General features: G+C 45.3%; 17 protein-coding genes. 10 read left to right on the top strand and 7 right to left on the bottom strand.

The window, feature by feature from the left end:
- The 3 genes from Q0C11_RS12130 to Q0C11_RS12120 all read right to left on the bottom strand — a co-directional run.
- A partial coding sequence (locus Q0C11_RS12130; RefSeq protein WP_293008334.1) for a FoF1 ATP synthase subunit a occupies positions 1-476 on the bottom strand: 476 nt, incomplete at its 3' end.
- Between the two features lie 22 nt (positions 477-498).
- Entirely contained in the window at positions 499-882 is a 384-nt protein-coding gene (locus Q0C11_RS12125) for an ATP synthase subunit I (RefSeq protein ID WP_293008332.1), read from the bottom strand.
- A 148-nt stretch (positions 883-1,030) separates the two neighbouring features.
- The gene (locus Q0C11_RS12120) at positions 1,031-2,212 is read right to left on the bottom strand and encodes an acetyl-CoA C-acyltransferase family protein (protein WP_293008330.1); all 1,182 of its coding nucleotides are present in this window, start codon (positions 2,210-2,212) and stop codon (positions 1,031-1,033) included.
- 333 nt (positions 2,213-2,545) lie between these two features.
- Here Q0C11_RS12120 and Q0C11_RS12115 point away from each other — a divergent pair, with 333 nt between their 5' ends.
- The 8 genes from Q0C11_RS12115 to Q0C11_RS12080 all read left to right on the top strand — a co-directional run bounded on the left by Q0C11_RS12115 (position 2,546) and on the right by Q0C11_RS12080 (position 10,571).
- Complete coding sequence (locus tag Q0C11_RS12115; RefSeq protein ID WP_293008328.1) at positions 2,546-2,890, top strand: hypothetical protein; 345 nt, start codon at positions 2,546-2,548, stop codon at positions 2,888-2,890.
- Between the two features lie 34 nt (positions 2,891-2,924).
- Complete coding sequence (gene miaB / locus Q0C11_RS12110) at positions 2,925-4,253, top strand: tRNA (N6-isopentenyl adenosine(37)-C2)-methylthiotransferase MiaB (RefSeq protein WP_293008326.1); 1,329 nt, start codon at positions 2,925-2,927, stop codon at positions 4,251-4,253.
- Between the two features lie 83 nt (positions 4,254-4,336).
- Positions 4,337-5,335, top strand: coding sequence for a PhoH family protein (locus Q0C11_RS12105; protein WP_293008324.1), 999 nt, complete (start codon positions 4,337-4,339; stop codon positions 5,333-5,335).
- Entirely contained in the window at positions 5,301-5,810 is a 510-nt protein-coding gene (gene ybeY / locus Q0C11_RS12100; protein WP_293008322.1) for an rRNA maturation RNase YbeY, read from the top strand. Before Q0C11_RS12105 ends, ybeY begins: the two co-directional genes overlap by 35 nt.
- Before the next feature lie 56 nt (positions 5,811-5,866).
- A complete protein-coding gene (locus tag Q0C11_RS12095) occupies positions 5,867-6,715 on the top strand; it encodes an HlyC/CorC family transporter (protein ID WP_293008320.1) in 849 nt (282 codons plus the stop codon).
- 41 nt (positions 6,716-6,756) lie between these two features.
- Complete coding sequence (gene recJ, locus Q0C11_RS12090; RefSeq protein WP_293008318.1) at positions 6,757-8,541, top strand: single-stranded-DNA-specific exonuclease RecJ; 1,785 nt, start codon at positions 6,757-6,759, stop codon at positions 8,539-8,541.
- Positions 8,531-9,790 (top strand): MgtC/SapB family protein, encoded by a 1,260-nt coding sequence (locus Q0C11_RS12085; RefSeq protein ID WP_293008316.1) that lies wholly within the window; start codon positions 8,531-8,533, stop codon positions 9,788-9,790. The genes recJ and Q0C11_RS12085 overlap by 11 nt, the downstream gene beginning before the upstream one ends.
- A gap of 25 nt (positions 9,791-9,815) precedes the next feature.
- Positions 9,816-10,571 carry a fused MFS/spermidine synthase gene (locus tag Q0C11_RS12080; protein ID WP_293008314.1) on the top strand — a complete coding sequence of 252 codons (756 nt, stop codon included), beginning with the start codon at positions 9,816-9,818 and terminating at the stop codon, positions 10,569-10,571.
- Here Q0C11_RS12080 and Q0C11_RS12075 read toward each other — a convergent pair.
- A complete protein-coding gene (locus tag Q0C11_RS12075; protein ID WP_293008312.1) occupies positions 10,509-10,850 on the bottom strand; it encodes a transposase in 342 nt (113 codons plus the stop codon). The two genes, Q0C11_RS12080 and Q0C11_RS12075, sit on opposite strands and share 63 nt — an antisense overlap.
- Positions 10,851-11,215: 365 nt before the next feature.
- On the opposite strand from Q0C11_RS12075, the gene Q0C11_RS12070 reads away from it, so the two are divergent.
- Both Q0C11_RS12070 and Q0C11_RS12065 read left to right on the top strand, forming a co-directional pair.
- A complete protein-coding gene (locus Q0C11_RS12070; RefSeq protein ID WP_293008310.1) occupies positions 11,216-12,043 on the top strand; it encodes an abortive infection system antitoxin AbiGi family protein in 828 nt (275 codons plus the stop codon).
- 192 nt (positions 12,044-12,235) lie between these two features.
- Complete coding sequence (locus Q0C11_RS12065; protein WP_293008308.1) at positions 12,236-14,089, top strand: ABC-F family ATP-binding cassette domain-containing protein; 1,854 nt, start codon at positions 12,236-12,238, stop codon at positions 14,087-14,089.
- 39 nt (positions 14,090-14,128) lie between these two features.
- Here Q0C11_RS12065 and fliE read toward each other — a convergent pair whose 3' ends face one another.
- The 3 genes from fliE to Q0C11_RS12050 all read right to left on the bottom strand — a co-directional run.
- Positions 14,129-14,452 (bottom strand): flagellar hook-basal body complex protein FliE, encoded by a 324-nt coding sequence (gene fliE / locus Q0C11_RS12060; protein WP_293008336.1) that lies wholly within the window; start codon positions 14,450-14,452, stop codon positions 14,129-14,131.
- A 100-nt stretch (positions 14,453-14,552) separates the two neighbouring features.
- Positions 14,553-15,866: a sigma-54 dependent transcriptional regulator gene (locus tag Q0C11_RS12055; RefSeq protein WP_293008306.1), complete on the bottom strand. Its 1,314-nt coding sequence runs from the start codon at positions 15,864-15,866 to the stop codon at positions 14,553-14,555.
- Positions 15,867-15,870: 4 nt separating this feature from the next.
- On the bottom strand, positions 15,871-16,200 hold a 330-nt coding region (locus Q0C11_RS12050; RefSeq protein ID WP_293008304.1), incomplete at its 5' end, for an ATP-binding protein.

The raw sequence follows: 16,200 nt of genomic DNA, 5'->3' as shown, positions 1-16,200 counted from the left end.
ACATTAAAGAAAAGCATGAGCAACCAGATTGATAAAGCCAACGCAAAAGTTGTATTGATATCTGTTGTTGGCACTATCTTCCAATTGTGCAAACCAAATGCATGCTCCATAATCCATGCCATAATATCTATTGGCAAAATATCCATGGCATTCATCATCAAGACCCACACAAAAATTGTCAATGCTGCAGGCGCAACAAACACATGGCGGTTACCGTGAAACGTATTCTTGACTTCATTATCAATGAACTCAACAGCAAGCTCAACGAAAGCCTGAGTCTTGGACGGCACACCGGAAGTTGCCTTACGAACCACCAACCATATAAACCCTAAGCTTATAACACCCAGGATAATGGACGTCACCAGGGTGTCAATATGAAGAACCCAAAATGATGAACCTTCACGGACTTGTGTTGTTAAATAGGTAAGATGATGCTCGATGTATGATGTGGGTGTTAGTTCTGTATCGGATGCCATGTGCTGCCTGTCACTTATAAATTTATCTTATCTGTTTAGTATCGTCTGTTATTAATAACGCCATGCTATAAACTAAAACCATTAGGATAAACGTTCCAATAAATACGAGCGCATTAACATTCGCATAAAATTTAAACACCATCCATAACAAACCAACGGTCAATATTATTTTTACCGCTTCAGCTCTTAGCACAGTTCTAATCGCGTCACCCGCCGAATATCCCTTATGACGAGACACCATCATCGCAAATGCCATTGAGGAAATTACGTTTACTGCTCCGCCCAGCATTGCCGAAATTGCACCATGCATGTCAAGCATAAACAAAAATACTATTACCAACGCAAATGTGATTGACAATTGCACAAGCAGAACAATTTTAAGTGGCTTATTCTTTATCCAAGACATTTTCCACCTGCCCTTGGAACAGACAGCATACCTGCACTTAAAAAAGGCGCAACTATAGCTTAATTGCTCCCGTCAGTCAACGAAAACTGGCATTTACTTTTGCCTGTTATACCTTTTCTAACTTCTTTTACCCGACTGAGCCCCAAGCCTATTCAAGTTTCTCAAAGATTGCCGCAATTCCCTGTCCGCCACCAATACACATGGTCACCAATGCATAACGCCCATCGGTACGCCGCAACTCATACAAGGCTTTGATAGTTAAAATACAACCCGTCGCGCCTATCGGATGACCCAGCGCCACTGCCCCTCCATTCGGATTGGTTTTTTCTGGATCAAACTGCAATTCTTTTGCGACTGCACAAGCTTGTACGGCAAATGCTTCATTGGACTCGATTACATCCAGTTCAGCCAACTTGATATTTGCACGCTGCAATGCGATTTGCACAGCGGGAACCGGTCCGATGCCCATAAATTTTGGATCAACACCGGCATGACCATAGGCAACCAGCCGCGCCATCGGCCTCAAGCCTCTTTTCCGTGCCGCACTGTTCTCCATCAATACTACTGCAGCAGCACTATCGTTTATACCAGAAGCATTTCCTGCAGTTACTGTCCCCTCTTTTCTAAATATAGGTCGCAGCCTAGCCAAGCTCTCCAAGCTCGTATCTTCACGAGGACGTTCATCGATATCAAAAATAATTGTTTTTTTACCTACAGTTATTTCAACAGGCAATATTTGCTCTTTGAAATATCCATTATTAATTGCTTGCAAAGCACGACGATGACTTTCCACCGCCAGTACATCCTGCTCTTCTCTATTAATTCGCCATTTCTCTGCAATATTTTCAGCTGTAACTCCCATATGCACCTGATCAAACGGATCGGTAAGCGCACCGACCATCATGTCTACGGTGCTTCCATCATTCATACGCTGCCCCCAACGCAATGTCGGCAACAAATAACCTCCCCGACTCATAGACTCTGCACCACCCGCGACTGCCACGTCAGTATCATTAAGCATAATACTTTGACTGGCAGAAATAATAGCCTGCAAGCCACTCCCACACAAACGATTAACTGTCAGCGCTGAGGTATGTTGCGGCAAGCCGCCATTGATGCAGGCAACACGTGCTAGATACATATCGCGGGATTCTCCGTGAATCACATTACCAAAAACCAGATGCCCAATATCATTAGGGTCAACTTTTGCACGCGATACCGCCTCGCGCACAACCTTTGCCGCCAAATCAGATGGGGCAATCTGTTGCAATGCCCCACCATAATCACCTATGGCTGTGCGCACTCCACTTAAAACCACTACATCTCTCATGTATTTTCCTTGGTTGAAACACATCGAACAATCATACTAAGCCGCAGCCCTGCCATCTGCAATTCATTTGAGCAAAAATGTAATAAAAAGCTAGACACCCAGACTGAAATTGCAATACCGGACAATCTGGTTCCCGCTAAAGTGTCACATCAACTACACATACAATCCTTGATCGTGCGTCCTGATTTTCAATCATCATCCTTGCCTGTTAATACGCATTAATCGATTATGTCGTTTTGCCAAAAATTAGCGTATCATGAGCTTCTAATAATATAGGTTTAATTCAGCTGATTCCGTGATGCTTACGATTAATTTGCTCTTGTCCAGTTCCATATGAATCGAACCTGGAGAACATCCTTGTTACTGTTGATTGTGTTGATGGCAATGGCACAATCAATATTTAGTCAGCAAACCAGAACTTTTCCTATTGAGAGTCAACTGGGGAATTTGACGGCTGTTTCTTTTCCAGTGTTCGTCATCAATAATCAGCAAATGCAAATGGGGCCAGGCGGGCAAATTCGTGGGATAGACAATCTGATCATTTTACCCAATGCCGCGAACTATGTTGGCCTTATCCGCTATCAGTTGGATTTCATGGGAAATCTGCATCGTGTCTGGATTCTAACTCCGGATGAAGTCAAGGAAGCGGAAAGTCAAGGACAGCGAATACATCAATAACACTGCAACTTTCTTAAATTCCAAGAGCTAATCCGTGAGTAACAAACTTTATATCAAAACTTTTGGATGCCAAATGAACGAGTATGACTCGGAGAAAATGGCTGATGTGCTACATGCCGCCTATGGCATGGAACTCACCAATGATCCGGCCGAAGCAGATATGATCTTGTTCAATACCTGCTCGGTGCGCGAAAAAGCACAAGAAAAAGTATTCCATGATTTAGGGCGGGTTCGATACTTAAAAGAACGCAATCCTAATTTGTTGATCGGCGTGGGTGGCTGCGTTGCCAGTCAGGAAGGCAAAGCGATTGTCAGTCGCGCGCCATTTGTAGATGTAGTATTTGGCCCACAGACCTTGCACCGATTGCCGCGGCTCATAGAAACACGCAAAGCAACCGGGCGCTCGCAAGTTGATATTTCTTTTCCCGAGATTGAAAAATTCGACCATCTGCCGCCTGCTCGCACTGAAGGTGTCACAGCATTTGTCTCAATTATGGAAGGTTGCAGCAAATACTGCAGTTTCTGCGTGGTTCCTTATACGCGCGGTGAAGAAGTTTCCCGTCCTCTGGAGGACGTGCTGACAGAAATAGCCATCCTTGCCGATCAAGGCATTAAAGAAATCACTTTGTTGGGACAGAATGTCAATGCTTATTTGGGCATGATGAGTGATGGTGCAATTGCTGATTTTGCTTTACTGCTCGAATATCTTCATGAAATTCCAGGAATTGAGCGCATCCGCTACACCACTTCTCATCCTAAAGAGTTTACTGCACGCTTAATTCAGGCTTACAATCAGTTACCCAAATTAGTCAATCACTTGCACCTACCGGTGCAATCGGGATCTGACCGGATACTGGCCGCAATGAAGCGAGGATATAGCGTATTGGAATACAAATCTATTATTCGGAAACTGCGCACTATACGCCCGGATATTTCATTATCATCAGATTTCATCGTTGGCTTCCCCGGAGAAACCGAGGCAGATTTCCAGGCCACGCTAAAACTGGTTGAAGACATGAATTTTGACGAATCATACAGTTTCATATACAGCCCGCGCCCCGGAACGCCAGCATCCGACTTGCCCGATGACATGTCGCAGGAAGGAAAACTGGAACGACTACACCGATTACAAGCACAGTTGAGTCTGCAATCCCGAAAAATCAGTCAGCAAATGATCGGTTCAATTCAGCGGGTATTACTGGAAGGCGTCTCTAAAAAGAACTTCGATGAACTGAGCGGACGCACGGATAACAACCGTGTCGTCAATTTAGCCGGCGATTCTGAGTTGATTGGTCAGTTTGTCAACGTACGGATCAATGAAGCCCGTGCTCATTCGCTGCGCGGAGACATTATTCATGAATAAAAATGCACTTATAGCATGAGTTTTGCTTGCAAAGTATCTCGTGCACTGCGAAAATTATCCCATTGAAATAGCATTTTCTGACATTGAAACCAACTCCCCTAGAAATTTCTTTCACGCCCACCGATAACCAACGCCTTGCCAATTTGTGCGGCGCGCTGGATGAGAATCTAAAACAAGTTGAAACTGCATTGGATGTGACCATTTCCCGACGCGGCGAACACTTCAGCTTATCGGGAAAATCCGATCAAACAAAACTTGCAGCAAAAGTATTGCGTCATTTTTATAACCAATCACAGCACCATTTAAGTCTGGAACATATTCAGCTTGGTTTGATCGAAGCGATAAATCCACATCACAAAGCGGAGAACAATAGCACCGTCACCGCTAACATTGATATCACACAACCAGCAACATCCGGACTACTAACACGCCGCAGCAACTTATATGGCCGCACACCGCACCAAGTTCAGTATCTGCAGCAAATTCAGGAACATGACATCACCTTTGCTATCGGTCCCGCCGGTACCGGAAAAACCTATCTGGCGGTAGCCAGTGCAGTCGATGCGCTTGAACGTGGCTTGGTATCCCGCTTGATTCTGGTTCGCCCCGCAGTTGAGGCTGGCGAGCGTTTGGGTTTCTTACCCGGTGATATGACTCAGAAAGTCGATCCCTATTTACGTCCATTGTATGATGCACTATATGATTTGATGGGCTTTGATAAGACAAGCAAGCAATTTGAACGCAATACCATCGAAATCGCACCACTGGCTTTTATGCGCGGACGTACGCTGAATCAGTCATTCATTATTCTGGATGAGGCGCAAAACACTACGCCAGAGCAGATGAAAATGTTTCTGACACGCATGGGATTTGGCTCAAAAGCGGTTATTACCGGCGATATTACACAAATTGATCTACCCAAACATCAGAAAAGCGGTTTAATAGAAGCTCAGAAAATTCTGCAAGATATACGCGGCATCGCCTTCACCCGCTTTCTATCTGAAGATGTGGTAAGACACCCACTAGTTCAACGCATTGTTACCGCCTATGAAAAGCACGACAAACAAACTCGGCAATCCTGATCATCTTGTGCAGAAAACAAGATCATTCAAGCTGATGGTGCAATATGCGACAGAGTGCGCAACAGTACCCACTCGACCGCAGTTTCGCCGTTGGGCTAAAATTGCGTTGATGCAAGAAGCTGAGGTTGTTTTACGACTCGTTGATGAAAAAGAAGGGCAAGAACTTAATCAGCAATTTCGTAGTAAAAATTACGCCACTAACGTGCTAACCTTTGTATATAACGACACAGAACCTTTGACTGGCGATATCATACTGTGCGCGCCCGTGGTTAGCAAAGAGGCGCGACAACAACACAAAAACCTAATGGCGCATTACGCTCATTTGACCATTCATGGCATATTACATTTGCAAGGCTATGATCATATTGAAGATACTGATGCAGTAACGATGGAACAATTGGAAATACAAATACTAGCCAAACTCGGCTTTGCAAATCCTTATCTAGAACATGACAATGCAAATTTCGCGCAATAGTCATGTAATGTTTCTGCTCTATTTTTTTCTCACATCCACTGGATTTCAAATACATCATGGACGAACCTCCACCTAAAAGCGGCTGGTTAGAACGGTTAGGCGCAATGCTCATCCGTAAACCGGAAGATCGCGAACAACTAATCACCCTGTTGCACTCCGCCTTTGAACGTAATTTACTCGATTCCGATGCGCTCAGCATGATTGAAGGCGTTATGCAAGTTTCCGAAATGCAAGCACGCGATATCATGGTGCCGCGCTCGCAAATGGACGTTGTCGACATCAGCAAAAAACCGGAACAATTCATTCCCTTTGTCATTGAGGCGGCGCATTCCCGTTTTCCGGTCATAGAAGGCAGCGAAGATGAAATTATCGGTATTCTGCTGGCCAAAGATTTGCTGCGTTATTACGCCGCCCCGGAAGAATTTAATATCCGCGACATGCTGCGCCCAGCTGTATTCATCCCCGAATCCAAGCGACTCAATATACTGCTCAAAGATTTTCGCAGCAACCGCAACCATATGGCCATCGTCGTTAATGAATATGGAGGAATGGCTGGCTTAGTGACGATCGAAGATGTACTCGAACAAATTGTAGGAGAAATTGAAGATGAATACGACTTTGATGAAGATGAAGATAACATTGTCATGGAATCGGATGGACTATACCGCGTCAAGGCAACCACTGAGATTGACAACTTCAATGAAGTGCTCGGCGCAAACTTCAGCAACGAGGATTGCGACACCATAGGCGGGTTGGTACTCAACAAATTTGGCCGTTTACCCGACCGCAGCGAATCAGTCGAGATCGGTCCCTTTAAATTCACCGTGCAGCGGGTTGATAGCCGTCGCTTACATGTGCTTAAAGTGGAAAAACTTGCAGCAGAAGCAAAAACACCAGCTGAATAAGTGCGTTCATACAACCTGGCGCATTTATATTTCCCCGATACATGACTAGAATCACCACCCGCCCGTATGATTTGCAGTCTTTCCAGACACTTAATGGCTGCGGATTGCATCCGGTACTCGCACGCATTTTTGCAGCACGCGGTATTGAAAACTCAAGCCAACTTGAAACCGAACTCACACGCCTGATCCCATTCGGACAACTCAAAAATATCGCGCTAACCGCGGCCATGCTTGCCGACGCCATTGCCGCTAAGAAGCGGCTGTTGATTGTGGCCGATTATGACTCCGACGGCGCTACGGCATGCGCAGTGGGTATCCGCATTTTACGCAAGCTTGGTGCTACCATTGACTATCTGGTACCCAATCGGTTTGAATTCGGATATGGCCTGACGCCGGAAATCGTGCATCTGGCACACGAAACCAAACAACCTGACTTGTTGATTACCGTCGACAATGGGATCGCCAGCGTAGAAGGCGTGTCCACAGCTAACCGTCTGGGCATGCAAGTGATAATCACCGATCATCACTTGCCCGGCGATGAGTTGCCTGCGGCCTTGGCGATCATCAACCCCAATCAGCCAGACTGTCCTTTTCCAAGCAAAAGTATTGCCGGTGTAGGCGTCATTTTCTATTTAATGCTGGCACTGCGCGCAGAATTGCGTCAGCGCGGCGCTTTCGCAACAAACCAGGAACCAAATCTTGCCAGTTTCTTGGATCTGGTTGCATTAGGTACCGTCGCCGATGTCGTCAAACTGGACAATAATAATCGTATCCTAGTACAACAAGGCTTGCAGCGAATTCGAAAAGGACGCGCTTGTGCAGGCATCAACGCACTATTGCAAGTATCACGGCGCGATTGTCAGCAAATATCGACCTATGAACTGGGCTTTATGCTGGGTCCGCGACTCAATGCAGCCGGACGATTGGATGATATGTCACTAGGCATTGAATGCTTGATTACTGATGACGAAACCTATGCATTAGAAATTGCCAACCAACTGGATGAACTGAACCGACAACGCCGGGAAATTGAATCCACCATGCAGGAAAGCGCGCTAGCCAAACTGGAAGACATCCTAAAAACCCATCACGAAGAAATCCTGACCACTTATAGCATCTGCCTGTTCGATCAGGATTGGCACCAAGGCGTTATCGGCATACTCGCATCGCGCATCAAAGACAAATATCATCGGCCAGTGATCATTTTCGCACCCGGCAAAGATGGTGAAATCAAAGGCTCGGGTCGATCGATCAACGGCTTTCATTTACGAGATGCACTGGATCTGGTTGCCAAACGATGCCCCGAGCTGATTCGGAAATTCGGTGGCCACGCCGCCGCAGCCGGATTGACCATCAATAATGGAGATTTTGAGAAGTTCCGCGATGCTTTTGAGCAAGTAACGCAAATTTTACTGACACCTGCCGATTTGACGCAGGTAATCGAAACCGATGGCGATCTGGAATTGGCTGAAATCAACCTGGAGCTGGCACAATATCTCGATCGTCAGGTGTGGGGGCAAGGTTTCCCGCAACCCTCATTCAACGCGCGGTTTTATGTCGAAAGCCAGCGCATTGTCGGTGAAAAACACTTGAAGCTGAAACTAAGAAAATTGGATTTCGCAGACAGTGATCAATTAGCACAAACGCCACGAAAATCAAATGATACATATGACGGCATTCTGTTTTTTTACAATGATCCGCTGCCTGATGTCATCGACGCCGTTTATCGATTGCAGATCAATGAATACAACGGCAAAACAACTCTGCAATTCCTGCTCGAGCACTGGTTTCATGCAGACTCCCCGGTAATCGGCAATGGGCACTGAATTCACACTCAATGGCGAATTAGCCGCATTGCCGCATTTTCTGACCAGTTTAGCGATTGGCTTACTGATTGGGTTAGAACGTGAGCGTAGTCCAGGATCGCGAGCAGGCCTAAGAACTTTCGCGTTAGTTGCATTATTCGGCACGCTGGCTGCAATGCTGTCGGAAAAAGCCACGCCCTGGCTACTTCTGGGTGGGTTACTGATTGTCGGTCTGATGACCACCGCAGCCTATTTTCGCACTAAAGACGAAAACGCAGATCCAGGCACTACAACGGTAGCCGCGATTCTAGTCTGCTATGGTTTGGGTGCCACAGTATGGTACGGTTACAATCATTTAGCTGTCATGCTGGCCATTATCACCACAATATTACTGTATTTCAAAACAGAGCTTCACGGCATAACCCAAAAGCTGAGTCGACGCGATTTGATTTCTGTGCTGCAGTTTGCCGTACTGACATTTATCATCCTGCCGATCCTTCCGGATAAGAATTATGGGCCTTATGAAGCAACCAATCCGTATCAGATTTGGCTCATGGTGGTATTGATCTCGGGCGTCAGTCTGGCGGGGTATATCGCATTGCAATTGATCGGTCAGCGGCATGGAGCCATCCTGGGCTTATTCGGTGGATTGGTATCCAGTACCGCCACAACGCTGGTATACGCGCGCCGCAGCGTTGAGAATCAGAATTTCACTCAATTGGCCGTTGTCGTCATCCTGATTGCCAACCTGACGGTACTGATCCGTTTAGCCATTATCAGTGCAATTGCTTCTCCCGCGCTATTGCCACAGTTGTTACCGGTTCTTGGCAGCGGCTTTCTATTGGGAGCAGGCGTCACGGCTTATTGGTGGCACCGGCTAAACCGGCAGCAAGAAGCGCCCATGCTGGAAATCAAGAACCCCACCGAAATCCGCACAGCCGCAACTTTTGGATTGATTTATGGCATTGTCCTGTTCTGTTCCGCCTGGCTTTCCGACATTGCCGGCAGTGGCGGATTATACGCAATCGCGTTGATCTCCGGCTTAACCGATGTCGATGCTATCACCCTATCCAGTTTACGCTTGTACGAGCTTGGCAAACTGGATACCACACAAACCGTCATGGCCATTTCACTTGGACTAATCTCCAACATCGGTTTCAAACTTGGGCTCATTTTTTTCTTCGGCCATGCATTATTAGCGCGACAGTGCGTTTCAGGCATGCTGGCAACAGCTAGCGGGGTTGGATTGGCGTTACTGTTTTTAATCTAGCCGATCTGGCAAGAAATTCCAGAACATGAGTTTTTCCATTGATATCCGTGAAGAAGCCGGGGTGCGCACATTGCATTTCGGCTCCGACTGGATACAGGGTGCAATGCGCATCGCGCGTCCTTGGCGTTTGGAACTTGACTATACCCGGGAAATGATGGCAAGCCTGTTACTGAGAGACAATGTGCGCTTTCCGCGCAAAGTGCTGCTGATCGGTCTTGGCGCAGCATCACTAACCAAATTTATTTATCGCTACTATCCGCTGGCGAAACTGACCGTGATTGAGATCGAACCGCGCGTGGTAGCAGCCGCAAGGCAATTTTTCAAACTACCGGAAGACCCACTACGCCTTAATATCGTGATTGCAGACGGCTCACAGTATATCGCCGAGCACGACAAGACTTACGACCTGATTCTGGTGGATGGTTTCAATGCCGATGCGCGTCCCGGTAAACTGGATATGCTGCCGTTTTACCAGATGTGCCGCGCGCGATTGAACACTAATGGCATCCTTGTGGTGAATTTACTGGGACGCAGCCGCAGGCACCAGGCCAGTCTGGAACGCATCAGAGCATCGTTCGACGAACGCGCGCTGGCTTTCCCTTCCTGCGACAGCGGCAACGTCATTGCGCTCGCCGCGACCGGAGAGAAAATCGAGATCGCGCTGAAGAAGTTCAAGAAACAGGCGCTCGAATTGAAACAAAAAACCGGACTCAATCTGCTACCGACGCTGGTGCGTCTGGAGCAGGCAAAATCTTGTCCGGGCGGAATCCTTAGGATTTAACAAAAGGTTAAAAGAGCTTTGGTTGGGAACAGGTCGCGAATTAAGCATATTATCGATGAAATCGGATATGTTTCTATTTTTTAATCTATATTCGTGATTCTGAACCTCACCCCATTTTCCAAATGCCTTGAGTAAGTTCCGCCACGGGCAGCCAACTCGCATTCGATATAGCACACCTTCTACCGTCATGCGTAGATTGCACTTGTTATAAATAGCTTCTTGTAGCAAAATCTTCATTAGTTTCGGCCAAAACTTATCACTGAGCATAAATCGGGACAAAACAAACTCGTTTTATTGGTAATGTGGGAACCTCGATATTACGAGTTTGTATCTAGCATCACTGCTGACCCGTTAATGGGGTTAAGTCACTTGAACTACTAAAAAAAATTATCATGCCTCAGGTAAATTTCGGCATTTATTTTTCATTCCAAATCAATGGCTTAACATGCAATCAACCATAAGCTAACGGGCCACTAGTGATCTATCATATACTTATCTCAAAACATCAATTGACCCTAAGGTCAGTTGATGTTTCAAAAATAAATATTCGAAAACAACCGGTTACAACTGCGGAGGCAAATCACAACCTACTGATTCAGCAAGTGTTTTCCTCAAATACCAACAGATCCTAGCAAAATAAAATTATGCCTATAATCTCAGACAATTTAATTCATTTTCTTGCCCGCTCTAATAAAGATAATCCTAATAAGCAATTTGAGATTTTCAAACAAATTTTTGAAAATGGATTGCGTGCTTCTAAGGTTGCAAATAAATTTCCTGATGGTTCCTGCGTATTAAATCATGCCGTTTGTTTTACTGATATTCCACTCAAGGAGTGCAATGAACATACATCCATTTATGGAAAATTTGGTATTGGATTTAAAAAATCTTTCGTAAAAAATGCTGGGGGAAATCCTGCGAGATACTTTGTTGACTATATACCAGGAGAAATAAGCACATTAAGTGATGTTAATGAAAGCCGTGGGGTGTTTTACACTAACCTTTGGGCTCAATTCAGGTTTATAAAAAAATTAAATGATGCACTTCTTGCAGATTCAACTCTTGAATTATTCGATCAAAAAAGTAACAAAATTTTAACTACGCAAGAATTATCAGAACTAGTTGCTTCGATGCTCTATACCTATTCTTTTGATAAAGAAATGGGCGATCTTGGACCAGCTAGAGATGAAACCAAAGAAATTGATCTTTATTATAAGGAACGCGAATGGCGCCTTGTACCTTCTTCATTAGATCAGCTATCTGGTATTGTAATACAAATTCAGAATGATAATTCTCACTATTACAAATTTTATCGAGAAGATGTAAATATGGTTGTTGTCCCTAATGAAGATATACGAAAGAAAATGCTAGATTATTTTCTCAGTATTCCCAATGTGCAAAATGATCGGCTCTATAAGTTCAAAGAGAATTTATTACCTATTATTCACTATGAAGATTTACAAAATTGGTAACTGCCAGTGCTCTGCTTGGGGACAGAGCACGTATACAAACAAAGGGGCAGGGGCAGGTACAGAATCTAGATTCTAAAATAGAATTAATATTGGAATCCAAACTATAAAATACTTATCTGTATCGGGTTCTGCCGCCATTAGCTCTCAATAAAATCAATATCATACAGTTAATCGACTTATCATCAAGGCATTGTGTTAGACATTCAATCTTTAACGTATCTGCAGGGCGGAATTCCGTTGCTGGAGAACTGCAATTTACAAATCTTTTCTAACCAGCGTGTTGGGCTGGTGGGTAAGAATGGCAGTGGCAAATCAACTTTGTTCCGATTGATTCGAGGCGTACTCAAACCGGATAGTGGAGAAGTGAGCTTCCAATCCGGGAAAACGGTCGCCTTTGTGGAACAGGAGATCATCGATTCTGATCAATCTGCGATTGCTTTTGTGCTGGATGGCGATGTCGAGCTGTGCCAACTGGAAAAAATTCTGGCGCAGGTCGAACATGATGCAGCCTGGTTTGAGGCGCAACAACGTTACGAAACGATTGGTGGTTATAGCGCACGATCACGGGCGGCGCAACTATTGAATGGATTGGGGTTCGCGAATGCTATCTTGGAGAAACCGGTCAGTCATTTTTCTGGCGGCTGGCGCATGCGTTTGAATCTGGCTCGAGCATTAATGCATCGTGCTGATTTGTTATTGTTGGATGAGCCTACGAATCATCTGGATCTTGAAGCCATTCTTTGGCTGGAGCAGTACTTGACACGATATCCGGGAAGCGTAATCGTTGTTTCACATGATCGGGAGTTTCTCAACACTTGCGTGCATCGCATTGCTCACATCAACAATCGGCAAATTGATAGTTATAGCGGTAACTACGATGATTTCGAGCGAGCGCGTGCTGAACATCTTGCGCAACATGCGCAGGCCTTCCAACAGCAACAAAAACAGATTGCGCATATGGAGGACTTTGTGCGGCGCTTTCGCGCTAAGGCGACCAAAGCCAAACAGGCGCAAAGCCGGATTAAAGCCTTGGATCGCCTGGCGCGTCTGGCACCACTCCATATTGAAGATGGCCACTTTGGACTACAGATTGAAGCGCCCGAGCGCAGTCCTGATGTTTTGCTACGTATCAAAGATATGGGCTTTGGTTACGGTGATCATCAGCTATTCCAGCATGTAAATCTTGTTTTACAAGCGGGTGCGCGCATTGCATTGCTGGGACCGAATGGTGCCGGAAAATCTACCTTGATAAAATTAATGACGGGAGAAATCAAACCCACATCAGGCATTATCGAGAGGACACCTAACATCGGCATTGGTTACTTTGCCCAACATCAGTTGGAAAACCTGGATAGTGAATCCACACCTTTGCAACATATGAAACAACTTGATCCAGCACAAACCGAATTGAGTTTACGAAATTTTCTTGGCAGGTTTGGTCTGGGTGGAGATCACGAGGATCGTCCGGTGGCAACTTTCTCCGGTGGAGAAAAGAGCCGTTTGGCCTTAGCAATGTTGGCATGGCAAAAACCTCACTTTCTATTGCTCGATGAGCCCACCAACCATTTGGATTTGGATATGCGCGACGCGCTAACGCTGGCATTGGAAGCCTATACCGGAGCTGTGGTGCTGGTCTCGCATGATCGTAGCCTGGTGCGTGCGGTAGCAGATGAATTATGGCTGGTGGCAGATGGTCAAGCGCAATTGCTGGATGGCGACTTGGAAGATTATAAGCGCTGGATAGAAGCTCGCCGCGCCAGGGACGCTGAAGAATTGCGGTCATCTACGCCTAAGAATCAAACCAAGGTATCAACCAAGCCAAACAGAAAGAACCTGCTGTCTAAGCAATCGAAGCTTGAAGTTGCCTTGACGATTGCACAAAAAGAATTGGCTGAGGCCAATCGCCAATTAGCAGATCCGGCTACGTATGCGAACTGTTCCCGGAATGAAATTGATCAACTGAGTGAAACTCTCGTCAAACTCGAGAAGAAAGTAATGGAATTAGAGGAGAGTTGGTTGGAACTGGAAATGGCGTTAGAAGAGTAGCGCAGACGACATCTGGACAGTCTGCAAACCAAGTTTTGTTTATACTTGCATATTCATAATTTCCTGGTAAGCAGTCACCAGTTTATTTCTGACTTGAACCATCGATTGAAAGGAAACATTGGCCTTTTGCAATGAAATCATCACTTCATGCAAATCGACATTAGATTGGTCACTGACAAACTGTTCACTCATCTTGCCAGCATTCAACTGGGCATTATTGACCTGATCAACAGCCGCTTTAAGTTTCTCGCTAAAATTGACACTTGCAACCTCATCAAGGTTCGATTGTTTTTTTGCGCCGGAAGCAAGCGCTGAAGCTGCCTGCAATTGCTGCAATATGTTATCAATTCCGGTATTGTCCATCATTCACCTCGCCATTAACCTTCTAAAGTATCTCACAAAAATTACAGAACATTCAAACGATTATATCAAATAACCCGTAACTATCTATAGGCAATATGTACTACGTTGTCATACGGTATTGCTGCAACTTATAACGCAAGGTTCGTTCTGAAATACCTAGCTTTTTAACGGCTAGTTTTCGGGAACCATTAACTGCCTCAAGTGTTTCTAAAATATGCTTTCGTTCGAGTGCCTTGATATCCTGAACCGGCGATTCCGCAGTATTTGTATTTGTTTCTTGCACTGAAACCATCTCCGGCAAATGAATATGTTCAATATCAATACTATTATCCATTGCCAGAATGAGCGCACGCTGTATTACATTTTCCAATTCTCGAACATTGCCCGGCCAGGAATATTGCGTCAATTTCTTCATTGCGCCGTGCGCTATTCTGCAAGGTGGTTTTTCTGAGTCGATTGCCGCTGCGGCCAGTATACGTTGCACCAGTGGCTCAATATCTAAGGGTCGCTCTCGTAATGATGGAATTTCAATAGGAAAAACATTGAGCCGGTAATACAGATCTTCTCGGAATCGGCCATTTTTTACCATTGCCATCATGTCACGGTTCGAGGTTGCCAAAACACGGATATCCAGTTTAATTGCTTTATGCCCACCCACTCTCTCCACTTCTCTTTCCTGCAACACACGTAATAGTTTTGCTTGTAACTCCAGAGGCATTTCAGAAATCTCATCCAGCAACAGGGTGCCGCCTTGTGCTTGCTCAAATTTTCCGGGTTGAGCCTGTGCCGCACCTGTAAACGAACCTTTTTCGTATCCAAATAGCGTAGCCTCCAGAAGATTCTCTGGAATAGCCGCACAATTGATCGCTACAAATGGTTTAGCAGAGCGTAATGAATGTTGATGAATAAAACGTGCAATCACTTCCTTTCCGCAGCCACTCTCACCCGTCAACATGACGGTCGCAGGTGATTGCGCAACTCGCTTGGCCAGTGACAATAATGATCGTGTGCATGGATCTTTAGCCACCACTTTATCGTCCTGTTCGGATTCAGATAATGCATAGCGTTTAATTTGGGCCAACAGGCTATCCGGATCAAAAGGTTTTAGTAAATAATCACAGGCACCGATACGCATTGCGGCAACTGCTTTTTCGATATCCGCGTAAGCAGTCATTAGCAATACGGGCAATTCCGGATCGAATGCTTTGATTTTTGTTAACAATGTAAATCCATCAATGGGTTTCATTTGAACATCACTAACAACCATACCTATCTGACGCTCTTGCAGCACTTGCATGGCATCATCTCCATTGGATGCAGCTGAAGTCTCATAACCGCTTAATTTCAGGGAAGTGCAAATTGCTTCCAATAAGTCTTGATCGTCTTCTACTACTAGGATAGGTAATATTTTCATTGCTTCAATCTCCATTGTATCTTGGCAGATGTATTACAAACTCAGTACCAGTATCGGCCGAGGAGTTAATCTGTATACTGCCGCCCATAGACTGTATGACGCTTCTAACAATGGCCAGACCTAGACCGGTGCCTTCGGAGCGCGTGGTAAAAAAAGGCTCAAACAATCTTTCTTGTAGTACCAAATCAATACCTGGTCCATTATCGAGGACACTGAAAACGATATTTGACTGTTCTAAACGAGTTGTGAGAGAAATTTGACTGCCTGCAGGCGATGCTTGAATTGCATTTTCCAGAAGATTAATTAGTGCACCGCACAAGGCTTGGCGATCGGT

Source organism: Nitrosomonas sp. (assembly GCF_022842015.1).
Classification (GTDB): domain Bacteria; phylum Pseudomonadota; class Gammaproteobacteria; order Burkholderiales; family Nitrosomonadaceae; genus Nitrosomonas.
Note: the sequence above shows the minus strand (reverse complement) of the source record. Positions and strands in the feature narration are given on the sequence as shown.